This window comes from Sphingomonas sp. GW821-FHT04B01, from assembly GCF_059420425.1.
In genome coordinates this window covers 428,949-453,602 of the sequence record NZ_JBWKTR010000001.1, presented here as the reverse complement: position 1 = coordinate 453,602, position 24,654 = coordinate 428,949, and the positions used below count along the sequence as shown (strand labels likewise).

Below are 24,654 nucleotides of genomic sequence, written 5' to 3'. Positions count from 1 at the left end.
CCTGAGGATCCGAGACGATGAGCGACAAACCCGAAGACGCCCCCAAGAAGAAGGGCGGGATGAAGAAGATTCTGATCATGGTGGCCGCGCTGATCGTGCTGGTCGGCGGCGGCGTCGGCGCCGGCGTCTATGCGGCGAGCAGCGGCCTGATCGGCGGCGGCCATGCCGCGGCGCCCGAGGAGCACGGCCCCAAGCTGATCCCCAAGTCCGAACAGAAGCGCCCCGCCGCGGGCGGCGAAGGTGGCGAGGGCCATGGCGGCGGCGAAGCGGCGTCGAGCGGCGGCAAGCACACGCCGTCGGGCGGCGACGGCGACAAATATGCCTCCAATTATTACGCGATGGACCCGCAATTCACCTCCAACCTGCAGGATTCGGTGCACGTCATCCAGGTCGGCATCGCCGTCTCGACCCCCTATGACGATACGGTCATCGAGAATCTGAAGACCAACGACATCGCCGTCCGCTCGGCGGTGCTGCTCACACTCGGCGACACGCCCGAGGAGCAGGTGTTCAGCTCCGCCGGCAAGCTGCAGATGCAGCAGCGGATCGCCAAGGCGATCAACGCGACTCTCGAACAAAAAGAAGGATTCGGCGGCATCAGTAACGTCTACTTTACCAATTTCGTTGTTCAGTGAGCCCATGGTTAATGCCGCAGAAACCTCCGAACGACGGGCAAGGGAACGCCGCCCCGCCGCGCATGCGGCTCGGCTCGGCGAGACCAAGCTCAATCCGTTCGGCGACCTGCATACGCTGCAGCATCTGTCCGCGCGGCTCGCGCGGGCGTTGCGCGGCGTGTTCGAGCCGTTGCTGCGGCGCGAGGTACGCGCCTGGGCCGAGCCGCTCGTCGTCCAGCGTTTCGGCGACTATCGCACGGAGCGGGCCGACGGGCTGACCGCGTGGCTGCCGCTGATCATGTCGCCGCAGGGCGCGACCGGCCTGTGCGTGCTCGACGGCGTGTTCGTGCTGGAGATGCTCGACCTGTTCTTCGGCGGCACCGGCGCCGCCCCCGCGGTGGTGCCGACCGAATTCTCGCCCGCCGCCGAGGCGATCGTCGGCAAGATCGGCGCCGCGATCGCCGGCCCGCTGCGCTCCGCCTGGGAGCCGCTGGCGCGGATGGACTTCACCCCGACGCGCGTGGAGATCAACGCGGCGATGCTCGCCACCGATAGCGATGATGCGATGATCGTCACCCGCTTCGGCCTCGCCGCGGGCGACGACAAGCCCGTCTTCATCGACCTGCTCTACCCGGTGACCGCGCTCAAGCCGCATGCGCCGACGCTGACCGGCAAGGTGCTCGACAAGCAGGAGGCGGACCCCGCCTGGCGCACGTCGCTGACCCGCGCCGCGATGAACGTCCGCTTCCCGATCCGCTCGGTGCTCGCCGAGCCGGTGGTGCCGCTGTCGATGCTGATGAACCTCAAGCCGGGCGACGTGATCCCGATCAGCTTCGGCCCGGAAGTGCCGGTGATGGTCGGCAGCGACTGCCTCGGCAAGGGCACCGTCGGCACCTCGAACGGCCATGCCGCCGTCCGCCTTACCTCCATTGCCCGATTCGACGACGAAGGACCTGACGCATGAACGATATGACCGGCGGCTTCCCGCTCGATGCGGGGGTGGCCGCCAACTTCCGGCTGCTCCAGGACGTCGACGTCAAGCTGACCGTGGAGATCGGCTCCACCCAGCTCACGCTGCGCGAATTACTCGCACTCGGCGAATCGAGCGTGATCGAGCTCGATCGCCAGGCCAACGAACTGCTCGACGTCTTCGTCAACGGCACGCTGATCGGCCGCGGCGAGGTCGTCACCGTCGGCGACCGCTTCGGCGTGCGGATGACCGAGCTGGTCACCCCCGACAAATCCGCTCCCTCGCGCGGCTGAAGGCAGACCCATGCTCTGGTCCTATATCCTCAAGCTCGTCATCCTGCTGCCGCTCGTCTGCGGCCTGATGATCGGCTGTCTCTACGCCTGGCGCAAGCTCGAGACGCGGATGCCGGGCAAGGCGCCCAACCGGCTGATCGCGATCAAGGAAACGATGATGATCTCGCCGGGCCTGCGGCTCGCGGTGCTCGATTTCGAAGGCAAGCGGCTGCTCGTCTCGGTCGGTCGCGGCGGCGTCACGCTGATCGACAAGGTGGACCAGTGAGCATCACCGTCACCCGCAACGGCCATGGCCCCGCGCTGATCCGGCCCGCACGCCCGTCGCGCCGTGGTGGCCGCGACCGTGCGCACAAATGGCTGTGGGCGATCCTCGCGATCGCACTCGCGCTGCTGATCGCGATGCCCGCCTTCGCGCAAGGCGCGCCCGCAGCGCCGGCACCCGGCGTCGGCGACGCGGTCGACCGCGCGCTGGGGCAATTGAGTTCGGGCGCCGCCTCGGGCGGTACGCAGTCGGCGCCGCTGTCGCTGTCGCTCCAGGTCCTCATCATCATGGGCCTGCTGACGATCCTGCCCGGCATATTGCTGATGATGACCAGCTTCACCCGCATCGTCATCGTGCTCGCGGTGCTGCGCCAGGCGCTCGGGCTGCAACAGACGCCGCCCAATCAGGTGCTGATCGGCCTCGCCCTGTTCCTCTCGCTGTTCATCATGGCGCCGACGATCAGCCAGATGAACACGCAGGCGATCCAGCCCTATGCCGCCGGCCAGCTCGCCGGCACGCAGATGATCGAACGCGCCGGCGCGCCGCTCCACGCCTTCATGGTCAAGCAGACGCGGATCAAGGATGTGACGATGTTCGCCGACATGGCGAAGTCCGGCCCCTATGCCGCGCCCACCGACATTCCCTTCGCCGTGCTGCTGCCCGCGTTCGTCACCTCGGAGCTGAAGACCGCTTTCCAGATCGGCTTCCTGATGTTCCTGCCGTTCATCGTCATCGACCTCGTCGTCGCGACGGTGCTGATGGCGCTCGGCATGGCGATGCTGTCGCCGACGATCATCTCGCTGCCGTTCAAGCTGCTGCTGTTCGTCCTCGTCGACGGCTGGGCGCTGACCATGGGCAGCCTCGCAAATTCGTTCGCGACCTGAGGAGCACAGCGATGGACGCAGATTATTTCCTCACCGTCGCCAACCAGACGATGTGGGTGCTGGCGCTCGCCAGCGCGCCGATCCTGATCCCGGCGCTGCTCGCCGGTCTGATCCTCGGCATGATCCAGGCGGCGACGTCGATCAACGAACAGACGCTGAGCTTCGTCCCCAAGCTCGTCGTCGTCGCCTTCTCGATCATGATCTTCGGCAGCCTGATCCTCGGCCTGCTCACCGATTTCACCGTCGGCATGTTCGAGCGCATCCCGGATCTGGTGAAGTAGACCCATGCTCGGCTTCGGCCTCGCGATCGAGCCCAAGCTCTGGGCGCTGATCTTCGTCATGGTGCGGATCGGCGCGGCGTTCATCGTCGCGCCGGTGTTCGGCGCGGTGGCGATCCCCCTGCCGGTGCGCGTCGGCCTGTCCGGCGCGATCGGCATCTTCGTGCTCAACGTCCACCCGATCGTGCCGCCCGCGCAGATCTTCGCGGTCGCGACCTTCCTCGCGATCTTCGCCGAGGCGCTGGTCGGCTCGGCGATCGGCTTTATCCTCCAGATCGCCTTCGCCGCGCCGATGATCGCGTCGGAGATCATCGGCGGCTCGATGGGGATCGGCTTCGCCTCGTCGATCGATCCGCAGAACGGCCGGTCCACGCCCGCGCTCGGCCAGTTCTTCAGCGTGATGCTGACCCTGCTGTTCCTGTCGGTCGACGGCCATCTCGTGCTCGTCGAACTGCTGGTGAAAAGCTACGAGACGATGCCGCCCGGCACCTGGATCGCGCCCGATCGGCTCAAGCAGATCGCCTTCTTCGGCGGCTATGCGTTCCTCGCCGGCCTGCTGCTGGCGCTGCCAGTCGGCTTCCTGCTGCTCTGCCTCAACATCATCGTCGGCATGGTCAGCCGCGCCGCGCCCGCGCTCAACCTCTTCTCGGTCGGCATGCCCGCCAGCCTCGCGGTCGGCGTGATCGCGCTCGCCGTCGCCTTTCCGGCGATGGGCGACTATATGCTCGTCATCGTCCGCGAGGGCCTCGCCGCGACGCAGGCGCTGGTGACCGGCTGATGTCGGAGGGCGGCGACAAGACGGAAGCCCCGACGCCCAAGCGCAAGCAGAAGGCGGCGGAAGACGGCAATATCCTCAAGTCGAAGGACTTCGCCACCGCGCTGGTGGTGATGGCCGGCGTCGCCTGGCTGATCTTCGCCGGCCCCTCGCTGCTCGCGGCGTGCAAGGCGGTGATGGCGGCGAGCTTCCAGTTCGACCGCGCCGACGTCGAGGATTTCTCGCCGTGGCGGCCGTTGCAGGAAGCGGGGCTCAAGCTGCTGCCCTCGCTCATCACCCTTTTCGCGGTCAGCGTGATCGCGACGATCGTCAGCTCGGCGGGCCTCGGCTCGCTGACCTGGAACAACAAGCTGATCGCCTTCAAGGGCAATCGCATCAACCCCGCATCCGGCCTCAAGCGCATCCTTGGGCCACAGGGGTGGATCGAACTCGGCAAGTCGCTGCTCAAGGTCGTGCTGCTCGGCGTGATCGGCGGCTATATGCTGTGGAAGTCGAGCCGCGCGACGCTGGGCCTCACCTCGTCGAGCCTGGGCGACGCGATCACCGAGCTGGGCGGCACCTTCATCGGCATCATGATCGCGATGGCGGCGGGGCTGTTCGCGATCGCGCTGTTCGACGTGCCGGTGCAGATCATGCAGTTGCTCAGCAAGCTGCGCATGACCAAACAGGAAGTGCGCGACGAGCACAAGGAAACCGAGGGCTCGCCCGAGGCCAAGGGCCATCAGCGCGCGATGCAGCGCGCGATGGCGACCGGCGGCGTCCGCAAGGCGGTGGCGGAGGCGCATGTCGTGCTCACCAACCCGACGCATTTCGCCGTCGCGCTGCGCTACGATCGCGGTCAGGACCAGGTGCCGGTGGTCGTCGCCAAGGGCCGCGGCGCCACCGCGCTGGCGATCCGCGAGGCGGCGGGCGAGATGCGCGTGCCGGTGCTTGAATATCCGATGCTCGCCCGTGCGGTCTATTACACCAGCCGCGAGGGCCAGGAGGTGCGCGACGATCTGTACGTGGCGATCGCCACCGTCCTCGCCTTCGTCTTCAACGTCAACGCCGCGGCGGGCGGCGTCGTCCAGCCGCCGATCGACGTGCCCGAGGGCGCACGGTTCGACGAGCACGGCATCAAGATTACCGGGAAAACGCCCTAAATTGTGCCGCCCCACGGCCGTTTAGAGGAATGAAGCGCGCGGAGTTCGACGATGACCACGACCACTGCCACGACGAGCACGCCCACACCGACGGCCACGTCGACGACCGCGACCAGCAGCGCCGGCGTCACCCGCAACACCGCGCAGCAGGTTCTGACCTCGCTCAGCACCGGCTCGGGCATCGACACCGCCTCGCTGGTGACGGCGCTGGTGCAGGCGCAATTCGCCGCCAAGAATGCCGCGATCACCGCCAAGAACACCACGCTCACCGCCCAGATTTCCGCGGCGAGCACGCTCAAGAGCACGATCGCCAATTTCTCGACTGCGCTCGGCTCGCTGAGCGGCGGCGGCACGTTGCAGACGCAGCCGGTCAGTTCGAACCCGACCGCGCTCGGCGTCTCGGCGATCAGCGGCACCAAAACCGGCAATCTGTCCTCCAGCGTCACCGTGACCGCGCTCGCCGCGGCGCAGGGGTCGCGCTCGACCGCGGTCGCCGACCGGACCGCGACGATCGCCACCGGCACGCTGACGCTCAAGCTCGGCACCGCCACCTATAGCAGCGACGGCACGTCGATGACCGGCTTCACCGCCAATGCCGGCTCGTCGGTGTCGATCAACGTCACCGACGGCAGCCTCGACGGCATCGCCAGCGCGATCAACGCCGCCAAGGCCGGCGTCACCGCCAGCGTCATCACCGACCAGGACGGCAAGGCGGTGCTGTCGCTCAAGGGAACCACCGGCGCGACGCAGGCCTTCACGTTGCAGGCCGATGATTCGAGCAGCAAGCTCGCCGACTTCAACGTTGGTTACGGTACCGGCGCGACCAAGACGACGCTCACCGGCACCGCCGCCAATGCGCAGCTGACCGTCGACGGCGTCTCGGTCCAGCGCAGCAGCAACACGATCACCGATCTGGTCACGGGCGTGAAGCTGCAACTGAACGCAGTGACCAGCGGTCCGGTGTCGCTGACCAGCAGCCGGCCGACCAGCGCGCTGACGCAGGCGGTCAGCGATCTGGTCGACACCTACAATCAGGTCTATGCGAGCGCCAAGAGCCTGACCGATACTGGCACCGGCGACCTCAAGTCGGATACCGCCGCCAAGACGCTGCTGCGGTCGTTGCAGACGCTCACCACCAAGTCGCTGGTCTCCACCGGCGCCAGCGGTGCGCCGACGACGCTGGCGCAACTCGGCGTCGCGACCAATCGCGACGGCACGCTCAGCGTCAACACCGCGACGCTCAACAAGGTGCTCGCCGCTTATCCCGACGAGGTCGAGGCGATGTTCGCGACTACGTCTGGCAATGCGCTCGGCCTGTCGAGCACGATCAGCGGCATCTCGCTCGCCGCGTCGAGCAGCATCACCGGGCTTGGTGCGTCGATGTCGCGCTACACCAAGGCGCAGACCGAGCTGACCGATGCGCAGGCCAAGATCACGACCCAGTCGGACGCGATGTCGACGCGGCTGACCCAGCAATTCTCGACGATGAACAGCAAGGTCGCCGCCTACAAGGCGACGCAGACCTTCATGACCAACCAGATCGCCGCGTGGAACAAGAGCAACTGATGGCCTACGCAACCGCACTTCGGGGCGACCCCTATGCCACCTATCGCCAGATCGACGTCGTCGGCCGCACCGCCGAGGCGCATGGCGCCGGCCTCGTCCAGTTGCTCTACGAGGAACTCGTCTCGGCGCTGCGTGCCGCGGCCTGGGCGGTCGAGCACGACCAGCTGCGCACCAAGAGCGAGCGCGTGACCCGCGCGACCGCGATCCTGTTCGCGCTCGAATCGGGCCTCGATTTCGAGCGCGGCGGCGAGGTGTCGACCACGCTGGCGCGGCTGTACGCCGGCATCCGCCAGACGGTGATCCACGCCTCGGTCGGCTACGACCCCACCCCGTTCCGCGAGGCGGCGAGCAGCCTCAGCGAGATCGCCGAAGCCTGGCGCATCGCCCGCGCGGCTTAGGCTTCCACGCCCCCGGGATCGCTCCTGCATAGCAGCGGTCCGTTGGACCCACGCTGCTTCCGCAGGAACACGGCACCAAACCATCCTACAGCGATGGGGTCTTGCGGTTACTTCTGGAACCAGTGCTTGCGCGTGAAATAGCCGAGCACCAGCACCGCGATCGCCGCGCACAGGCCCATGATCGCGTCGAACGCCCAGGGCTTTTGCGCATAGGGCAGATCGGCGACGTTCATGCCGTAGACGCCGGTGATGAAGGTCAGCGGCAGGAAGATCATCGCGATGATCGAGATGACCAGCGAGCGGCCGTCGATCTGTTCGCTCCTGAGGTCGGTAAGCGCCTCGTGCATCAGCGAGGCGCGTTCGCGGATCGCTTCGAGTTCCTCGGCCATGCGCGCAGCGCGATCCGCCGCGGCGGCGAGATGGCGGCGATCGTCCTCCGCCAGCCATGCGCCGGGCAGCGTCGCCAGCTTCTCCAGCGCGGCACGCTGGGGGCTGAGGAAGCGGCGATAGCCGATCGCGGCGACGCGGACGCGGGTGACGGTGCGGCGCAGGTCGAAGACGCGGTTGGCGTCGAGCCGCTCCTCGCAATCGTCGAGTTCGTCGCCGAGATCGGCGACATGCGGGTCGAGATCGCTGGTGATCGCGGTCGACACCGCGGCGATGAAGTCGCCGGGATCGACGATCTCGCCGGCCTCGACCTCCTTCTCGACCTCGGCGATGCCGATCAGCGCGCGCCGCGTCACCGAATACACCCGGCCCTTGATCGCCCAGATCCGGACCGAGGCGAGCGCGTCGCCGGAGGTGACCTCCTCGGTCGAGCGGCCGCGCAGGTTGAGCAGGGCGCCATTGGCGAACGCCTCGCAGCGCGGTCGCGTCTCGCTCGCGGTAAGCGCATCGACGACGTAATCGTCGAGCCCCGCCTGATCGCGCAGCCACGCCTGCGCCTCCGCCTCGTTGCTGGTCAGATGTACCCAGACGAAATCGGCGGTGCAGGACAGCGCCGCCGTGACCGCCACCCGCTCGACCTTGCCGTCGGTGATGCGATAGCCGAACCCGCTCATGCCATCGCCAGTTCGACGGTCAGGCCGTCCGACGCCGCGACTCCGGGCATCCACGGCTGCCGTGCCGCATCGGCGCGCGCGCGGTCGAGGATCGCCGCCGGCACGCCGGGATGGTGGAGCACGCGATCGGCATTGGCGAGCGCGCGTGCCTGCCGCAGAGTCAGGTCGTCGGGATCGGCGGAGGTCAGCACGATACGGACGTGTCCGGTCGGCCGTGGCTGGTCGGCGTCGAGCCAGCGCGCGACGTCGCCATCCCCGGCCAGCGGATCGAGCGCGCCACCCGCCGCCATCGCCGCGCCCAGCGCCCGGCGCCGCTCGCCGCCGTCGGGATAGCGCCGGCGCAATGCCGGCCGTGCCGCCTGCAGCCGCTCCGCCAGTACGCCGAGGCCGGCGGGCAACAGCGCCTCGAGCCGCTGGCGCAGCGCCGCCGCCAGCCCTGCCGACACGCCGCCGGTGCCGATCGCGACCAGCACCGGCGCACGATCGACGATCGCCGGCGTGGTGAAGTCGCAATGCTCCGGCCGGTCGACCGCATTGACCAGCAGCCCGCGCGCCTTGAGCCGCGTCACCGCCGCCAGCGCCGCGTCCTCGTCCTCGATCGCGACGATGGCCAGCGCCGCCGCGGCCTCCTCGCCGACGATCACCGCACCGGCGCGTTCGAGCAGCCGGCGCTTGGCGTCGGCGGGCTCGCCGCTGCCGAGCAGGATGACCGGGCGGCCCGCCAGCCGCACGAACAGCGGCAGGCTGTGCAGCGTCACCGCGCCGCGCGCCCCGGCGTCAGCCATTCGGGCACGCGCTCGGCGGCGAGGATCGTCTCCGCGGCGATACGGTCGGCGACCACCGCGAACCGGTTGCCGTCGACCAGCACTTCGGGCACCAGCGCACGGCTGTTGTAGGTCGAGGCCATCGTCGCGCCATAGGCGCCGGCTGTGCGAAACACGGCGAGGTCGCCGCTCTTCACCGCGTCGATATCGCGACCCATCGCGAAGGTGTCGCCGCTCTCGCAGACCGGGCCGGCGATATTCGCGGTCATCCGCTCGCCGCTCGGCGCGACCGCGTCGAAATCGTGCCAGGCGTCGTAGAGCGCCGGACGGGCGAGGTCGTTCATCGCCGCATCGACGATGACATAGGGGTTGGTGACGCCCGGCTTGACCCAGATCACCTCGGTCAGCAGCACGCCCGCATTGCCGGCAATGACGCGGCCGGGCTCGAACATCAGTTCGACGTCCCAGCCTTCGGTGACGCGCGCGACCATCGCGCCGTAATCGGCCGGGCTCGGCAGCACGTCGCCCGCCTTGTAGGGCACGCCCAGCCCGCCGCCGAGATCGACGCGCGTGATCGTGTGGCCGGCGGCGCGCAGGTCGGCGACGAGCTGCCCGATCCGGCGATACGCCTCCTCCAGCCGCGAGAGATCGGCGAGCTGGCTGCCGATGTGGCAGGCGACGCCGCGCAGCTCGAGGCCGTCCAGCGGCGCGAGCCGGTCGAACATCGCCGGCGCCTGATCGATCGGCACGCCGAACTTGTTCTCGGCGCGCCCGGTCGAAATCTTGGCGTGCGTGCCGGCGTCGACGTCGGGATTGACGCGGAGCACTGCGGGCGCGCGCCTGCCCTTGGCGTGGGCGATCTGCGCGAGGACGGCGCCCTCTTCCTCCAGCTCGAGGTTGAACTGGCCGATGCCCTCGTCGAGCCCGCGCGACAGTTCGGCGCGGGTCTTGCCGACGCCCGAAAAGACGATGTCCGCCGCCGGAATGCCCGCCGCCAGCGCACGCGCCATCTCGCCGCCCGAGACGACGTCGGCGCCATAGCCTTCCTCGGCGAGGACGCGCAGCACCGCGACATTGGGATTGGCCTTGATCGCATAAGCGAGATGAACGCGGCCGAGGTCCTTCAGCCCGTCGCGGAACACCTGCGCATGGCGGCGGAAGGTCGCGGTGGAATAGACGTAGACCGGCGTGCCGACCTCGTCGGCGATGCGGGTCAACGGCACGTCCTCGCAATGGAGGATGCCGTCGCGGTAATCGAAATGGTTCATCGGGCCTGAATCAATTGGGGGGCAGGTCGAAATCGTCGCTGCGCCGCTGTTCGGAATTGCTGAGCAATTCGTCGCTGCGCTGCGGCCGCTGCTGCGCCGTCGGGGTGAGCAATTGCGCCGGGGTCGGCGTCGCCTTGGCGCCATATGGTGCGGGCGGCAACGACGCGCCCGGGGCCGGCTGCAATTGTTTGGCGGCACCGCAGCCGGCGAGCGCCAGCACCAGTGCGAGAGGGATCAGGCGCGTCATGACAGGCTCTCCCGCGCAGCCGCGATCGCGGCGCGCACGTTGGCGGGCGCGGTGCCGCCGAAGCTGGTCCGGCTGGCGACCGAGGCATCGACCGACAGCACGTCGTACAGGCTCTCGTTGACCCGCGCGTCGATGCCCACGAATTCGGCATAGGGCAGTTCGTCGAGCCGCACGCCCAGTTCCTCGGCGCGCTTCACCGCGCGGCCGGTGACGTGATGCGCCTCGCGGAACGGCAACCCCGCCTCGCGCACCAGCCAGTCCGCGAAATCGGTCGCGGTGGCGAAGCCGCTCTCGGCGAGCCCGCGCATCCGGTCGGTGCGGAAGGTGGCGCTCTCGATCATCCCGGTCATCGCCGCGATCGACAGGCCGAGCAGGTCGTGCGCCTCGAACACCGGCGGCTTATCGTCCTGCATGTCCTTGGAATAGGCGAGCGGCAGGCCCTTCATCGTCACCATCAGCGCGGTCTGGCAGCCGAGGATGCGCCCGGCATGGCCGCGCACCAGCTCGGCGGCGTCGGGATTGCGCTTCTGCGGCATGATCGAGCTGCCGGTCGACCACTGATCGGACAAAGCGACGAAGCCGAACGGCTGCGACGCCCACAGCACGAATTCCTCGGCGAGCCGCGACAGGTGCAGCGCGGTCTGCGTCGCCGCGGTCAGATAGTCGATCGCGAAGTCGCGGTCGCTGACCGCATCGAGGCTGTTGCGCGTCGGCCCGTCAAAGCCCAAGGCCGCGGCGGTCATCTGCCGGTCGAGCGGGAAGCTCGTTCCCGCCAGCGCCGCCGAGCCCAGGGGACACAGGTTCATCCGCGCCCGCGCGTCGCGGAAGCGCGACACGTCGCGCGCGACCATCTCGACATAGGCCATCAGATGATGGCCGAGCGTCACCGGCTGCGCCGATTGCAGATGGGTGAAGCCGGGCATCACGGCGTCCGCATGCTCCTCGGCGCGGGTCAGCAGCGCCTGCGTCAGCGCGTCGAGCGCGGCGAGCACCTGGTCGATCGCATCGCGCACCCACAGACGGAAATCGGTCGCGACCTGGTCGTTGCGCGAACGCGCGGTGTGCAGCCGGCCGGCGACCGGGCCGATGCCTTCCGCCAGCTTCGCCTCGGTCAGCATATGGATGTCTTCGAGCGCCAGATCCTCCGGCACGCCGTTCGCCGCATAATCGGCGGCGACGACGTCGAGACCGGCGTCGATCGTCGCGGCATCCGCGGCCGAGACGATGCCCTGTTGCGCGAGCATCGCGACATGCGCCTTCGATCCGGCGATATCCTGTCGCCACATCCGCTTGTCGAACGGGATCGATGCGTTAATCTCACGCATCACCGCCGCCGGGCCCTCGGCGAACCTGCCGCCCCACATCGAATTGGAACCGCTCATGCTCTTGGCCTCTTCCGCGCGCGTCGCGATCGTCTGTCTCCTGGCGCTCACCGCCGCGGGCTGCGATAGGCAAAGCCCGCCCCCCGAGCAAGCGAACGCGCAAGCAAACGTGACCGGCGCCTCGCCCGACGAGGCGACGGGCGCCGCCGCGACCGCGCAGATCGGGGTCGATCGCAGCCACAAGGGCGAGGCCGCGCCCGCTACCGCGTTCAAGGACGCTGCCGGCAGGCCGACGACGCTGGCGGCGTTCAAGGGCAAGCCGGTGCTCGTAAACCTTTGGGCGACATGGTGCGGGCCGTGCGTCGCCGAGCTGCCGACGCTCGAGGCGCTGGCGAAAAGCGGCAAGATCCGCGTCGCCGCGATCAGCCAGGACACCGGCGCCGCGGCGAAGGTGCCAGCCTTCCTGAAGGCGCATGGCGCGCCGACGCTGACGCCCTATCTCGACGACAAGATGGCGCTGTCGACCGGCTGGAGCGCGAATCTGCCGACGACGATCCTGTTCGATTCGGCCGGCAAGGAAGTCTGGCGCTGGAACGGCGGCAACGACTGGAACGGCACCGCGGCGGCGAAGCTGATCGCCGAAGCGGGGTGAGGTCCAGGCCGTCATCCCACCCTTTCCGTCACCCCGGACTCGTTCCGGGGTCCATCCTGCGGCGAGGAGTGAGGCTTGAGGCGGAACCGCACATCTGCGGATCGGTGGACCCCGGAACGAGTCCGGGGTGACGGGTCGGGCGAGGTTGCTACCTTCGGCAAACGGGATCGTTTAAGTCCCTCACCCCAACGTCACCGTCTCCACACTGACCACCCGCGCGATCTGCGGCAGGATGTGGCGGATCGCGAAGTCGTGCAGGTCGCTGGAGCGCGAGGTGCACGCATCCTCGACGATCACCACGTCATAGGACAATTCCCACGCCGTCCGCGCGGTCGATTCGACGCCGAAATTGGTCGCGATCCCGGCGATCACCACCGTCTCCACGCCGCGGCGACGCAGGTGCAGGTCGAGGTCGGTGCCGGTGAACGCTCCCCAATGATGCTTGAGCACGACGATATCGCCGTCCTGCCGCAGCCCCTCGACCAGCACGCTGAACGCCGGTGGCGTCCCCTCGGCGGGCAGGCGCGGCTGATCGACGTTCAGGCTCGGCATAGCGCCGGCAGTGAAGCCGACGTGGACGAGCACCACGGGCGCGCCCTGCGCCCGGAAGCGGTCGGCAAGCGTCTTGCCGGCGGCGACGACCGCCGCCGCGCCGTGCGGCCCCTTGTCGCCGGCAACGATGCCGTCCTGCAAGTCGATGAGGATGAGGGCGGTGGAGCGGGGATCGAACGTCGGCATGCCGGCTTCAACCGGCCGCATCCACCCCGGTTCCCGACAGCGCCCGCGGTACCCAGATCGCCGAGTCGTCGTCGCCGAACGCGTCCGCCTCCCCGTCCAGCGCGGTGACGCCGACCCAGGCGCAGACGATCGCATCGAGCATATCCTCATGCGCCTTGGCCGCGAAGCCGGCGGGGTGATCAGCGAGCGGCGGCAGCTGATCGGCCAGCCCGTCGAAGCGCGTCGCGAGCAACGCGGCGATCCGCCGCCACTCGGCATGCAGCCGCCCGCGTCGCATCGCGAGCGGCTCACCGGGCCAGTATTTTGCGCTGTTGCCCGCCTTGTACGGCAGCCGCCGCGTGCCGCCCGCAAGCCGCACCAGCGCCGGATGCGGATAGACCTCGATCAGGCCGCCCGCGCTCGCGTCACCTGTGCGCAACGGATAGCCCACCGCGGCGAAGCCGGCGCGCAGCGTGTCGCTGAGCGCCCCCGGCCGGTCGGCGCTCGGCGAATGCGTCGCGCAATGCCACGCCCCGAACGCACGGGCGATCGCATTGTCCGACGGCCGCCGTGCGACGATCGGCGCATGCGCCAGCGGCATGTCGATCGCGACCAGCGCCACGGCCTTCCCCGCGATCCGCGCCGCCGCCGTGAGCAATGCCGCCGCATCCGGCAACGACCCCGCAGGCCGCGTCGTCAGCGGCGTGACTTCGGCGAGCGCGAGAAAATGGTCATAGGACGGCGCCACCGCGCGCAGCGTCCATCGCCCCGCCTGCCGCACGGCAAGCGCGACCCCGCTCGGCCGCGTCGTGGTCCAGGCGGCGTCGATGCCGAGCACGACGTCAGCGTTCAGAGGGGGTGGGATATCGCGCATGCGGCGATGAAAACTGGATGCCCGACAAGGACTCGAACCTTGATTGACGGAGTCAGAGTCCGCTCTCTTACCATTAGAGGATCGGGCAATCGCAGGCGGCGCATTTAGGGGGCAGGTGCAGGGCTGTCAACGGGGCAAACGCCTCCGCTTGTCGCAAGCCCCCGTCCGCGCTACCTAGGGGGCAAGCACCGAGCGGGTATCGTCCCGCGACGGCAGTAGAAAACAGAAAGTCACCACGGCTATGGGGGATCGATCCGCCCGAATGCCGTACCGGCAGGAGCCCCCTGCCCGTCCGGCGCCGAGCCGGCCGCCACGCGGCCGCTGGTCCGATGCGCAGGCGTTCGCCGCGCTGGACCTCGGCACCAACAATTGCCGGCTGCTGATCGCGCGCCCGCAGGGCGACGGCTTCGCGGTGGTCGATGCCTTTTCGCGCATTGTGCGACTCGGCGAAGGCCTTGCCGCGACCGGGCGGCTCAGCGACACCGCGATCGAGCGCACCATCGCGGCGCTGCGCGTCTGCGCCGACAAATTGAAGCGCCGCAACGTCACGCTCGCCCGCTCGGTGGCGACGGAAGCGTGCCGCCGCGCCGCCAATGGCACCGACTTCATCGCCCGCGCCTATGCCGAGACCGGCATCCATCTCGACATCATCTCCGCCGAGGAGGAGGCCCGTCTCGCCGTACTCGGCTGCCATGCGCTGATCGAGCCGGGCGACGACCCCGCGCTGATCTTCGACATCGGCGGCGGCTCGACCGAGCTGGTGCTGATCGACACCAAACCTGGCGCGATGCCGCGCGTGCTCGACTGGCATTCGGCGCCCTGGGGCGTGGTGTCGCTGACCGAACATGCCGGCGGCGGCGAGGGCGAGAGTGGCCGGCTGGCGGCCTATGCGCGGATGCGCGACATTGTCGCGGAGAGCTTCGCCGGTTTCGCCGCGCGCCTGCCCATGGACGTGGCGCGGCCACGCCTGCTCGGCACCAGCGGCACGGTGACGACGTTGGGCAGCGTCCATCTCGGGCTCAGCCATTATGACCGCGCGCAGGTCGACGGGCTGATCGTGCCCGCCGATGCGATGCGGCGGATCAGTGCCGACCTCGCGCGCAAATCGGTGCGCGAGCGCGCGCAGCTCGCCTGCATCGGCTCGGAGCGTGCCGATCTGGTCGTCGCCGGCTGCGCGATCCTCGAGACGATCCTCGACCTCTGGCCCGCCGAACGGCTGGGTATCGCCGATCGCGGCATCCGCGAGGGCATTTTGCGACGCCTGATGGGGAGTCCCCGACCGTGAAGAGGAATATCGCGTGAGCCGTGATGGTGGCGGCCTGCGCACGCGGGTCAAGACGGCGCGCGGCCGCACCGCGCAATCGACGCGCTGGCTCGAACGCCAGCTCAACGATCCCTACGTCAAGCGCGCGCGCGCGGAGGGCTATCGCAGCCGCGCCGCGTACAAGCTGATCGAGCTCGACGAGCGGTTCGGCATCATCCGCGGCTCGAAGCGCGTCGTCGATCTCGGCATCGCGCCGGGGGGCTGGAGCCAGGTCATCAAGCGGCGCCTGCCCAAGGCGGCGGTGGTCGGCATCGACCTGCTGCCGGTCGATCCGATCGACGGCGTGACGATCTTCGAGATGGACTTCATGGACGATGCCGCGCCGGGCAAATTGATCGAGGCGCTGGGCGGCGCGCCCGATCTGGTGCTGTCGGACATGGCGGCGAACACCGTCGGCCATCCGCAGACCGATGCGCTGCGCACCATGGCGCTGGTCGAGACCGCCCTGGCGTTCGCGGTCGAGGTGCTCGAGAAGGGCGGCACGTTCGTGTCGAAAGTGTTCGCCGGCGGCGCCGACCAGCAGCTCGTCGCCGAGATGAAGCGCAATTTCGCAACGGTGAAGCACGCCAAGCCGCCGTCGAGCCGCAAGGGCTCGGTGGAATGGTTCGTCGTGGCGCAGGGGTTCAAGGGCAGGTCAGCGGAGTAGCGCAGCTAGTCCGCGTCGCGGACCTGCCCCGGCCAGCGTCGCGGCACGCGACGACTGACGACGCGGCTTTGCGCGGCGGGGGCCGAGACGTCGTCCCTGACCCCACCCTCGTTATCCCCGCGCAGGCGGGGATCCATACGCGCGGATGTCGCGGCTCTTGTCACGAGCGTCAGCGTTTATGGATCCCCGCCTGCGCGGGGATGACAAGGGAGGCAGGCATCCCCCAAACGCAAACGACGCGGCAAAGCCGCGTCGTTAGTCGGGCTAGCGCCCGCTGGCAGAGGATCGGTCCGAGGCGCGGATTAGCCAGGCCAATCCGCCGACCGATCGCTCACCCGTCGTAATCGGCACCCAGATTCTGGTTCCGCGGCGGCGCGGCGGCGGTCAGGCGGAGCGCCTCGGCCGAGGCCGACAGCGAGCCGACCGCATCGACCTCGTCGTCGTCGTCGATCTGGACGCGCTGCAGGCTGTTGATCACCGCCTCTTCCAGATTGTCCGGACGGACCAGCTCGTCGGCGATCTCGCGCAGCGCGACGACCGGATTCTTGTCGCGATCGCGATCGAGCAGCAGTTCTGCGCCGCCCGAAATCTGTCGCGCACGCTGTGCGGCGAACAGGACCAGATCGAAGCGGTTGGGGATCTTGTCGACGCAATCCTCGACAGTGACGCGCGCCATGGACGCTTTCCTTCGCAAATACCGATGCAGTGAAGGCGGGGGACTAGGCGCCTGTGCCCGCAAAGTCAAGAAATGCGCGGGCGCGCTTGTGCGGCGGCGGCGCAATCGCCACAGACGGGCGATGGCCGCCCCCGCCCCCCAACCGACGTTCACCGTCGACGGCAACCGGCTGACGCTGCTCGACACCGGGCCGCGGCGGCTCGACGCCTTGCTCGCGCTGATCGACGGCGCGAAGACCGATCTGCGCATCCTCTATTATATCTACGCCGACGACGAGACCGGCCGGCGCGTCAATGCCGCGCTGATCGCGGCGGCGGATCGCGGCGTCGCCACCGCACTGATCGTCGACGGCTTCGGCAGCGAGACCGACGACGCCTTCTATGCGCCGCTGCGCGCGGCGGGCGTTTCGGTGTGCCGCTTCTCGCCGCGCTTCGGCCGCCGCTATCTGCTGCGCAACCACCAGAAGCTCGCGCTCGCCGACGCGGGCGGCGACGCCCAGCGGATCATCATCGGCGGCTTCAACGTCGAGGACGATTATTTCGGCACCCCCGCCGAGGAAGCGTGGCGCGACCTCGGCCTGCTGGTCGAGGGGCCGGCGGCGGGGCGGCTCGCCGGCTATTTCGACGCGCTGCACGATTGGGTGCGCGCGCCCAAGGGCAAGGTGCGCCACCTCAACAAGGCGCTGTCGCGGTGGAGCGAGACGCGCGGGCTGACGCGGTGGCTGATCGGCGGCCCGACGCGGCGGCTGTCGCCCTGGGCGCGGGCGGTGCGCGACGACCTGCGCCGCGGCAGGCGGATCGACATCATCGCCGCCTATTTCACTCCCTCGCCCACCATCTTGCGCCGGCTCGACAAGGCGGGGCGGCGCAAGGCGAAGGTGCGGATCGTCACCGCCGCCAAATCCGACAATGCCGCGACGATCGCCGCGGCGCGCTTCACCTATGCCGGCCTGCTGCGCAAGGGCGTGCAGGTCTTCGAATATCAGCCGACCAAGCTGCACACCAAATTGTACGTGATCGACGATGCCGTCCACGTCGGCTCGGCCAATTTCGATATGCGCAGCCTGTTCATCAACATGGAGCTGATGTTCCGCGTCGAGGATCGCGCCTTCGCCGATCATGTGCGCAGCTATGTCGAGGGCGAGATCGCGCGGTCGCAGCCGATCACCAAGGCATGGTACAAGGCGCATACCGGCCCGGTGCAGCGCATCCGCCAGTTCTTCGCCTATCTGATGATCGCGGTGGTCGATCCCGGCGTGTCGCGCGGGCTCAATTTCGGCATCGACGAATAAGGCGAGGGCTATCCCGCCCCTCAGCGTCCCAGTGCGTCGACATGGACGCGCGAAGCCTCGGGGATCAGCGCCTCAAGCACCGACCAATAGCCCGCCACCGCCTCCTGGCCGGCGTGCGAATAGGCCCGCGCCATCTTCTCGCGCTGTTCCTCGTACAGCGCCTGTTCGAGCGCCTCGCCGGCGTCGGTCAGCCGCAGCAGCCGATGGCGGCGGTCGTGATCGCCATGGCGCATCTGGACGAGGGTGCGATCGACCAGATCCTTCATCACCCGGCCAAGCGATTGCTTGGTGACCCCGAGCAGATTGAGCAGTTCGCCGACGGTGATGTCGGGCTTGCGGCCGATAAAATACATCGCGCGATGATGCGCCCGTCCCAGGCCGATCTCGGCGAGCTTGTCGTCTGCGCTGCGGACGAACCGCGACTGGGCGAAGATCATCAATTCCATGCCGCGGCGGATCGCCGAATCGTGCAGGAACAAGGCAGACGAGAGCTTGGGTGCGTCCATAACGGACGGGCTAACTTAACCCTGGATAAAAGGGAAGCGGATTCACATCCGGAAACGTTGCTAAATTTCGCGATCGTCGCCTTTCGCGATCAATCCTTCCATGCCCAATAGAGCTGGGCGGGCGGAACGTTCCACCATTCCATGTCGTGATCGATCCGCTCGAAATGCGGGGTGAGGAAATCCTTCACCTTCGGCGAGAATTGATAGACGAGAAAAGCGCCGCCGGGGCGGATCACGCGGTGCGTCGCGGCGCCGATCGCCGGGCCGACGCCGGCGGGCAGCGTCGAGAAGGGCAGGCCGGACAGCACGTAATCGGCATGGTCGTGCCCGTGGTCGCGGACGATCTGCTCGACGTCCGCCGCCGATCCCTCGACCGCGACGAAGCGCGAGTCGGTGATGGTATGATCGAGATAGCGGATGAAGTCGGCATTGGTGTCGATCGCGATCAGCGTCGCGTCCGGCGCCATCCGCTCGAGGATCGGGCGGCAGAAGGTGCCGACGCCGGGCCCGTATTCGACGAACAGCTTGCACGCGCTCCAATCGACCGGGCCGAGCATCTTGCGGATCAATTTGTCCGACGACGGGATGATCGAACCGACCATCACCGGATGCTTGAGGAACCCCTGGAAGAACATCGCGACCGGACTCGGCACGCCGGCAGGACGGGAATTGCGCCGGGCGGCGGTGGTCGGACTGGGCATCGTGTTCCTGTCGTTCTCGTGATCGGCCCGCGTCGACACGCGGGTGACACCCCGTGCCACGTTTTCCGAACGCGTTTCAAGACACACGGTTGCGTTTGGCCACGCGGTTCATCGCAGCGGTGCCCGCTTGCCCCGCCCGAACGGAGGCGTAGGAAGGGGGCGGCACGGGGGATGAGCGGCGATGCAGCGGGAGGATGAAGGCGAGGTCGCGGTGATCTTCGTATCGCGGCGCAATGGCGAGGATGCGGCGGGCTACGACGCCGCCGCCGCGGCGATGGACGCGCTGGCGGCGGCGCAGCCCGGCTATCGCGGCGTCGACAGCGTCCGCGACGGCGACGGGGTCGGCATCACGATCAGCTATTGGGCGGATACCGTGAGCGCGCAGGCGTGGCGCGACCATCCCGAGCATGTGACGATCCGCGAACGCGGTCGCGCATGCTGGTACGATTGGTATCGCGTCACGGTGACGACGACGACGCGCGCCTATGCCTGGACGCGTCCGTGAGGGTACAGAGGTGAGGGCGGACCCGCGCGCGATCGATCCGCATTTCGCATTGCTCTTCCTCGTCATGCTGACGATCGCGGCGGGCAATACCGCCTTGCAGTCGATCCTGCCGGCGCTCGGCCGCTCGCTCGGCGTCGCCGATCGCGCGGTGGCCGCGGCGTTCTCGGTCTCGGCCTTGCTGTGGGTGATCGCCGCGCCGTTCTGGGCGAACCGGTCCGACCGACATGGCCATCGCGCGCTGATCCTGCTCGGCGTCGGTGGTTTCGCGGTGTCGCTCGGCCTGTGCGGGCTGTTCCTGGCGGCGGGGATCAACGGCTGGATCGGCGGCACCGCGGCGTTCGGCTGCTTCATCGGCGGCCGGCTGATCTACGGCACGTTCGGCTCGGCCGCGCCGCCGGCGGTACAGGCGCTGGTCGCCGGCGAGACGAGCCGGCAGGATCGCACCCGCGCGCTGACGCTGCTGGCGAGCGCGTTCGGGCTCGGCACCATCCTCGGCCCGGCGATCGCGCCCTATCTGTTGCTCGGCACGATCGGCGGGGTCGAGATCGGGCTCGCCGGCCCCGCCTTCGTCTTCGCGCTGTTCGGCGTCGGCGTGTGGATCGCGGTACGGGTGCTGCTCCCCGACGACCGGCGTGCGGGGCATCGCGAACATGGTGCGTCGTCCGCCTATCCCTCGATCGGCGGCGCACCGACCGGCGCGAGCGTCGCCGCCGCCACCGCACCGCACGCCGAGCGCGTCGGCTATCTCGACCGCCGCGTGCGCGGCTGGATGATCGCCGGACTGGTGATGGGGCATGCGCAGGCGATGACCAGCCAGGCGATCGGCTTCCTGGTGATCGACCGGCTGGCGATCCCGCCCGCCCAGGCGCTCGAGCCGACCGGAATCGTGCTGATGATGGGCGCAGGCGCGGCGCTGCTGGTGCAATGGGGCGTGATCCCGCTGCTCGGGCTCAGCCCGCGCCGGCTGGTGCTGACCGGCCTGATACTGGCGGCGGCGGGCGTCGCGCTGACCGGGGTGGCGACGTCGCTGTACGGCATCGCCACGGCCTATGCGCTCGCCAATCTCGGCTTCGGCTTCACCCGCCCGGGATTCACCGCCGGATCGAGCCTCGCGGTCGGCCCGGCGGCGCAGGGTTCGGTGGCGGGCAAGGTGACCAGCGTCAACGGCGCCAGCTTCGTGCTCGGTCCGTCGATCGGCGTCGGGCTGTACGAAATCGCGCGATCGCTGCCGTATCTGACGGCGGCGGCCGCGCTGCTGCTGCTGTTCGGCTACGCATGGGCGAGCCTGAGGGAGCGGGGCTAGCCGATCCGTTCGGGCTGAGCCTGTCGAAGCCCATCTCTCCGCCGGCATGACGCTTGGGGAGAGCGGCGTTTCGACAGGCTCAGCGCGAACGGAAAGAGGTCAATAATCCGCCTTGCCGCCGCGGCTCTGCAACTGGCCGGGCGAGATGAAGCCCAATGGCTGGATCGCCGCCGCATCCTGTTTGAGGCGCGAGGCGATCTGCTCGTAATCCTTCTCCATCTCGGGGGTGACGCTCGCCCGCGATTCGGTCAGAGCCTCCTCGAAATCGGCCATCGTCACCTCGGTCGACTGCAACGACCGGCGCAGCGCGATCAGGCCGGCGCGGCGCACCACGTCCTCCAGATCGGCACCGGTGAAGCGATCCGTCCGCTTCGCCACCCGATCGAGATCGACGTCGCCGGCGAGCGGCATCTTCTGCGTCTGGATCGACAGGATGCGCCGCCGCCCCTCGGTATTGGGAACACCGACGTACACCAGTTCGTCGAATCGCCCCGGCCGCAGCAGCGCCGGATCGATCAGATTGGGCCGGTTGGTCGCCCCGATCACGACGACCGACTGCAGCTCCTCCAGCCCGTCCATCTCGGCGAGGATCGTGTTGACCACGCGCTCGGTGACCTGCGGCTCGCCCGCCCCCGAGCCCCGTGCCGGCACGAGGCTGTCTAGTTCGTCGATGAAGATCACGCACGGCGCGACCTGACGCGCGCGCTGGAACAGCCGGCTGATCTGCTGCTCGCTCTCGCCATACCATTTCGACAGCAGATCGGAGGATTTGGTGGCGATGAAATTCGCCTCCGCCTCGCGCGCGACCGCCTTGGCGAGCAAGGTCTTGCCGGTGCCGGGAGGACCATAGAGCAGGAAGCCCTTGGCCGGCCGGATACCCAGTCGCCGGAACGCGTCCGGGTCCTTGAGCGGCAGTTCGACGCCTTCCTTGAGCCGCGTCTGCGCGGCATCGAGCCCGCCGACATCCTCCCAGCGCACGCGCGGCGCCTCGACCATCACCTCGCGCATCGCCGACGGCTGGACGCGCTTCAGCGCGCCGAGGAAATCCTCGCGCGTCACCGACAGCGTATCGAGCACCTCGGGCGGCACGGTGCGCTCCTCGAGATTGAGCTTCGGCATGATCCGCCGCACCGCCTCGATCGCCGCCTCGCGGGTCAGCGCGGCGAGATCGGCGCCGACGAAGCCGTAGGTGGTACGTGCCAGCTCGGCGAGATCGACCTTGTCGCCCAATGGCATGCCGCGCGTATGGATACCGAGGATCTCGCGCCGTCCACGCTCGTCGGGCACGCCGACGACGATCTCGCGGTCGAAGCGGCCCGGCCGGCGCAGCGCCTCGTCGATCGCCTCGGGCCGATTGGTCGCGGCGATGACGACGAGATTGGCACGCGATTCGAGCCCGTCCATCAGCGTCAGCAGCTGCGCGACGACGCGCTTCTCCGCCTCGCCCTGCACGTTGCCGCGCTTGGGGGCGATCGAATCGATCTCGTCGATGAAGACGATCGACGGCGCCGACTTGGCCGCCTCCTCGAAGATCTCGCGGAGCCTGCCTTCGGACTCGCCATAAGCGGAGCCCATGATCTCCGGCCCGTTGATCAGGAAGAAGCTCGCGTCCGATTCATTGGCGACCGCGCGCGCCAGCCGCGTCTTGCCCGTTCCCGGCGGGCCGTAGAGCAGCAGCCCCTTGGGCGGCTCTACCCCCAGCCGCTCGAACAATTCGGGGTAGCGCAGCGGCAGTTCGACCATCTCGCGCAATTGGTCGATCGTCGTCGCCATGCCGCCGATATCGTCATAGGTGACGTCGGCGCGGCGCTGCGTCGGCTCCTCATATTCGGGGCGCAGCTCGATCTCGGTATTCTCGTCGATATGGACGACGCCCTTGGGGCTTGCCGAGACGACCGCGAGGCGGATTTCCTGCAAGGCATAAGCGGGCGCGTTCATGAACTGCTGGATGCCCGGCGGCATGTTGCCGACGCGCTGGTGCCCCGCGGTCGCGACGACGTCGCCCTGGCACAACGGCCGGCCGAAGAAGGTGCGCTTGAGCGCCTGCGGCTGGCCTTGCAGGCGCAGGTTCGCCTGCGCCGGTGCGAAGACGACGCGCGTCGCCGGCTTGGATTCGACCTTGCGCACCTCGACGAAATCGCCCGCGCCGACGCCGGCATTGGCGCGCTGCAGACCGTCGATGCGCAGCACCTCGATGCCTTCGTCCTCGGTATAGGGCCCGACCGCTCGCGCGGGGGTCGATTGCTTGCCGACGATCTCGATGACGTCGCCCTCGCCCACCCCCAGCGCCGCCATCAGGCTGCGCGGCAGATGCGCCAGGCCGCGGCCGGAATCTTCCGGACGGCTGTTCGCCACCTGGATCTTGCGGGTGGTGGTATCGCTATCGGCCATGCACGTTGATCCTCGAAACCGTTTCGAGCGTGCGAGATAGGGAGACGGTTCCGCCTGCGCCACCGCGCGCCGAACCAAAAAAAGGGCCAGCCCCGAAGGGCCGGCCCGTGAAAGTTTTAGGAGAGGATGCCTGAAAGGCCCGTCCCTTTTGTCGTCCGCAGCTTTATGTTGCAACTGCGAAAAGATACGTTACGATTGCAGAAGTTGCATTCGTCGGCGTGATCGGTCAGGAACGGATGCAAGGAGAGGATCGTCATGCGCAGACTGCCGCCGCTTGGCGCGATCGAGGCATTCGTCCAGGTCGCGCGACTGGGTTCGGTCAAGGCCGCCGCCACCGAACTGGCGCTGTCGGCACCGGCGCTCAGCCGCCGCGTCCAGTCGCTGGAACGCTTTATCGACAGGCCGTTGTTCGAACGCCGGCATCAGGCGATGGTGCTCAACGCGGATGGCGAACGGCTGCTCGGCCAGATCGCGCCGGTGCTCGACAGCCTGTCCGACGCGGTCGAGGCGATGACCGGGACGGTCGAGGTGTTGCGGCTGCGGCTCGGCATCCTGCCCTTGTTCGCGTCGCAACGGCTGTTTCCGCGGCTGGGTGAATTGCGTGCGGCGCATCCGGAACTGCATCTCGACATCGATACCGCCGGCCATGGCGTCGCACGGCTCGGCGAGGGGCTCGACGCGGTGATCGCGCTGTCGCGCGAGATTGAGCCGACGCTCTATGCCAAGCGGCTCGATCGCAATTCGGTCTATGTGATCGGCGCCAGGACGCTGCTCGACGGGCCGGACCCGGTGACGCGGCCCGAGCAGCTCTCCCGCCTCACCGCGCTGATCCACCGCGAGATGCCCGACAATTTCACCGCCTGGCGCGACGCGGCGAAGGTCGATCCCGGCATCGAACCGCTGGCGATCGACTATTTCGATTCGGGTGCGCTGATGCTCGAGGCGGCGGCGCAGGGACTCGGCGTCGCCTTCATGCACGAGAGCCACTTCCAGGAGGCCCGCGATCCGCGGCTGGTGCGGCTCTTCGATATCGTCGTGGAGAGCCCGTACAGTTACTGGTTCGTCTGCCGCCCGCGCGCGCTGCACCAGCGTCCGGTCCGCATGTTCCACGACTGGCTGATCCAGACGCTGGGCGAGGTGTGAACCCCGTTCCTCCCCGGCACGGGGAGGTGGCAGCGCGTCAGCGTTGACGGAAGGGGGCTTCCACGAACGGCACGCCCGTGG

Annotated in this window: 28 protein-coding genes and 1 tRNA gene; 17 read left to right on the top strand and 12 right to left on the bottom strand. The window is 68.6% G+C overall.

Going from position 1 to position 24,654, the window contains the following annotated elements; all coding sequences use genetic code 11:
- Nucleotides 1–17 precede the first annotated feature (17 nt).
- From AC07UH_RS02285 to fliS, 10 genes are read left to right on the top strand one after another with little or no spacing between them, the layout of a single operon-like run.
- Nucleotides 18–635, top strand: coding sequence for a flagellar basal body-associated FliL family protein (locus AC07UH_RS02285; RefSeq protein WP_495179481.1), 618 nt, complete (start codon nt 18–20; stop codon nt 633–635).
- A gap of 4 nt (nt 636–639) precedes the next feature.
- Nucleotides 640–1,578, top strand: coding sequence for a flagellar motor switch protein FliM (locus tag AC07UH_RS02280; protein WP_495179482.1), 939 nt, complete (start codon nt 640–642; stop codon nt 1,576–1,578).
- Complete coding sequence (fliN, locus tag AC07UH_RS02275) at nt 1,575–1,877, top strand: flagellar motor switch protein FliN (protein WP_038664020.1); 303 nt, start codon at nt 1,575–1,577, stop codon at nt 1,875–1,877. Before AC07UH_RS02280 ends, fliN begins: the two co-directional genes overlap by 4 nt.
- A gap of 10 nt (nt 1,878–1,887) precedes the next feature.
- Nucleotides 1,888–2,142, top strand: a complete 255-nt coding sequence (locus tag AC07UH_RS02270) for a flagellar biosynthetic protein FliO (protein ID WP_038664023.1) — start codon at nt 1,888–1,890, stop codon at nt 2,140–2,142.
- The gene (gene fliP / locus AC07UH_RS02265; protein ID WP_137899285.1) at nt 2,139–3,023 is read left to right on the top strand and encodes a flagellar type III secretion system pore protein FliP; all 885 of its coding nucleotides are present in this window, start codon (nt 2,139–2,141) and stop codon (nt 3,021–3,023) included. Before AC07UH_RS02270 ends, fliP begins: the two co-directional genes overlap by 4 nt.
- An 11-nt stretch (nt 3,024–3,034) precedes the next feature.
- Entirely contained in the window at nt 3,035–3,304 is a 270-nt protein-coding gene (gene fliQ / locus AC07UH_RS02260; RefSeq protein ID WP_038664029.1) for a flagellar biosynthesis protein FliQ, read from the top strand.
- Between the two features lie 4 nt (nt 3,305–3,308).
- Entirely contained in the window at nt 3,309–4,079 is a 771-nt protein-coding gene (gene fliR, locus AC07UH_RS02255) for a flagellar biosynthetic protein FliR (protein WP_038664032.1), read from the top strand.
- Complete coding sequence (gene flhB, locus AC07UH_RS02250) at nt 4,079–5,218, top strand: flagellar type III secretion system protein FlhB (RefSeq protein WP_137899287.1); 1,140 nt, start codon at nt 4,079–4,081, stop codon at nt 5,216–5,218. The genes fliR and flhB overlap by 1 nt, the downstream gene beginning before the upstream one ends.
- A gap of 51 nt (nt 5,219–5,269) precedes the next feature.
- Nucleotides 5,270–6,784, top strand: a complete 1,515-nt coding sequence (gene fliD, locus AC07UH_RS02245) for a flagellar filament capping protein FliD (protein WP_495179483.1) — start codon at nt 5,270–5,272, stop codon at nt 6,782–6,784.
- On the top strand, nt 6,784–7,182 hold the full coding sequence (gene fliS, locus AC07UH_RS02240) for a flagellar export chaperone FliS (protein ID WP_038664041.1): 399 nt from the start codon (nt 6,784–6,786) through the stop codon (nt 7,180–7,182). The genes fliD and fliS overlap by 1 nt, the downstream gene beginning before the upstream one ends.
- Before the next feature lie 107 nt (nt 7,183–7,289).
- Here the strand turns inward: fliS and AC07UH_RS02235 are convergent, their stop codons facing one another.
- From AC07UH_RS02235 to argH, 5 genes are read right to left on the bottom strand one after another with little or no spacing between them, the layout of a single operon-like run.
- Nucleotides 7,290–8,243, bottom strand: a complete 954-nt coding sequence (locus AC07UH_RS02235) for a zinc transporter ZntB (RefSeq protein WP_495179484.1) — start codon at nt 8,241–8,243, stop codon at nt 7,290–7,292.
- Nucleotides 8,240–9,001: a precorrin-2 dehydrogenase/sirohydrochlorin ferrochelatase family protein gene (locus AC07UH_RS02230; protein WP_495179800.1), complete on the bottom strand. Its 762-nt coding sequence runs from the start codon at nt 8,999–9,001 to the stop codon at nt 8,240–8,242. Before AC07UH_RS02230 ends, AC07UH_RS02235 begins: the two co-directional genes overlap by 4 nt.
- Nucleotides 8,998–10,275 carry a diaminopimelate decarboxylase gene (gene lysA, locus AC07UH_RS02225; RefSeq protein WP_495179485.1) on the bottom strand — a complete coding sequence of 426 codons (1,278 nt, stop codon included), beginning with the start codon at nt 10,273–10,275 and terminating at the stop codon, nt 8,998–9,000. Before lysA ends, AC07UH_RS02230 begins: the two co-directional genes overlap by 4 nt.
- 10 nt (nt 10,276–10,285) lie before the next feature.
- Nucleotides 10,286–10,522, bottom strand: coding sequence for a hypothetical protein (locus tag AC07UH_RS02220; protein ID WP_495179486.1), 237 nt, complete (start codon nt 10,520–10,522; stop codon nt 10,286–10,288).
- Nucleotides 10,519–11,886 carry an argininosuccinate lyase gene (gene argH / locus AC07UH_RS02215; protein WP_081974555.1) on the bottom strand — a complete coding sequence of 456 codons (1,368 nt, stop codon included), beginning with the start codon at nt 11,884–11,886 and terminating at the stop codon, nt 10,519–10,521. The genes AC07UH_RS02220 and argH overlap by 4 nt, the downstream gene beginning before the upstream one ends.
- 127 nt (nt 11,887–12,013) lie before the next feature.
- Between argH and AC07UH_RS02210 the strand changes: the two genes are divergently transcribed.
- On the top strand, nt 12,014–12,496 hold the full coding sequence (locus AC07UH_RS02210; protein ID WP_495179487.1) for a TlpA family protein disulfide reductase: 483 nt from the start codon (nt 12,014–12,016) through the stop codon (nt 12,494–12,496).
- A gap of 180 nt (nt 12,497–12,676) precedes the next feature.
- Here the strand turns inward: AC07UH_RS02210 and AC07UH_RS02205 are convergent, their stop codons facing one another.
- From AC07UH_RS02205 to AC07UH_RS02195, 3 genes are all read right to left on the bottom strand, one after another.
- Nucleotides 12,677–13,234, bottom strand: coding sequence for an isochorismatase family protein (locus AC07UH_RS02205; RefSeq protein ID WP_495179801.1), 558 nt, complete (start codon nt 13,232–13,234; stop codon nt 12,677–12,679).
- Nucleotides 13,235–13,241: 7 nt separating this feature from the next.
- The gene (locus AC07UH_RS02200) at nt 13,242–14,087 is read right to left on the bottom strand and encodes a DUF429 domain-containing protein (RefSeq protein WP_495179488.1); all 846 of its coding nucleotides are present in this window, start codon (nt 14,085–14,087) and stop codon (nt 13,242–13,244) included.
- 14 nt (nt 14,088–14,101) lie between these two features.
- Nucleotides 14,102–14,175: transfer RNA gene (locus AC07UH_RS02195), tRNA-Gln, on the bottom strand.
- A gap of 174 nt (nt 14,176–14,349) precedes the next feature.
- Between AC07UH_RS02195 and AC07UH_RS02190 the strand changes: the two genes are divergently transcribed.
- Entirely contained in the window at nt 14,350–15,372 is a 1,023-nt protein-coding gene (locus tag AC07UH_RS02190) for a Ppx/GppA phosphatase family protein (RefSeq protein ID WP_495179489.1), read from the top strand.
- Between the two features lie 13 nt (nt 15,373–15,385).
- Nucleotides 15,386–16,057 (top strand): RlmE family RNA methyltransferase, encoded by a 672-nt coding sequence (locus tag AC07UH_RS02185; protein WP_038664060.1) that lies wholly within the window; start codon nt 15,386–15,388, stop codon nt 16,055–16,057.
- Nucleotides 16,058–16,388: 331 nt separating this feature from the next.
- Here the strand turns inward: AC07UH_RS02185 and rpoZ are convergent, their stop codons facing one another.
- Entirely contained in the window at nt 16,389–16,733 is a 345-nt protein-coding gene (rpoZ, locus tag AC07UH_RS02180) for a DNA-directed RNA polymerase subunit omega (protein WP_038664062.1), read from the bottom strand.
- 121 nt (nt 16,734–16,854) lie between these two features.
- Between rpoZ and AC07UH_RS02175 the strand changes: the two genes are divergently transcribed.
- Nucleotides 16,855–18,024 (top strand): phospholipase D-like domain-containing protein, encoded by a 1,170-nt coding sequence (locus AC07UH_RS02175; RefSeq protein WP_495179490.1) that lies wholly within the window; start codon nt 16,855–16,857, stop codon nt 18,022–18,024.
- Between the two features lie 20 nt (nt 18,025–18,044).
- Here the strand turns inward: AC07UH_RS02175 and AC07UH_RS02170 are convergent, their stop codons facing one another.
- On the bottom strand, nt 18,045–18,530 hold the full coding sequence (locus AC07UH_RS02170; RefSeq protein ID WP_137899718.1) for a MarR family winged helix-turn-helix transcriptional regulator: 486 nt from the start codon (nt 18,528–18,530) through the stop codon (nt 18,045–18,047).
- A gap of 89 nt (nt 18,531–18,619) precedes the next feature.
- Entirely contained in the window at nt 18,620–19,231 is a 612-nt protein-coding gene (locus AC07UH_RS02165) for a class I SAM-dependent methyltransferase (protein ID WP_137899717.1), read from the bottom strand.
- Nucleotides 19,232–19,412: 181 nt separating this feature from the next.
- On the opposite strand from AC07UH_RS02165, the gene AC07UH_RS02160 reads away from it, so the two are divergent.
- Together AC07UH_RS02160 and AC07UH_RS02155 are read left to right on the top strand one after the other, a co-directional pair.
- A complete protein-coding gene (locus AC07UH_RS02160) occupies nt 19,413–19,736 on the top strand; it encodes an antibiotic biosynthesis monooxygenase family protein (RefSeq protein WP_495179491.1) in 324 nt (107 codons plus the stop codon).
- 64 nt (nt 19,737–19,800) lie between these two features.
- Entirely contained in the window at nt 19,801–21,039 is a 1,239-nt protein-coding gene (locus tag AC07UH_RS02155) for an MFS transporter (protein ID WP_137899721.1), read from the top strand.
- A gap of 99 nt (nt 21,040–21,138) precedes the next feature.
- Here AC07UH_RS02155 and AC07UH_RS02150 read toward each other — a convergent pair whose 3' ends face one another.
- Nucleotides 21,139–23,430 (bottom strand): CDC48 family AAA ATPase, encoded by a 2,292-nt coding sequence (locus AC07UH_RS02150; RefSeq protein WP_038664079.1) that lies wholly within the window; start codon nt 23,428–23,430, stop codon nt 21,139–21,141.
- 255 nt (nt 23,431–23,685) lie between these two features.
- Between AC07UH_RS02150 and AC07UH_RS02145 the strand changes: the two genes are divergently transcribed.
- Entirely contained in the window at nt 23,686–24,573 is an 888-nt protein-coding gene (locus AC07UH_RS02145; protein ID WP_038664080.1) for a LysR substrate-binding domain-containing protein, read from the top strand.
- Nucleotides 24,574–24,654: the final 81 nt, after the last annotated feature.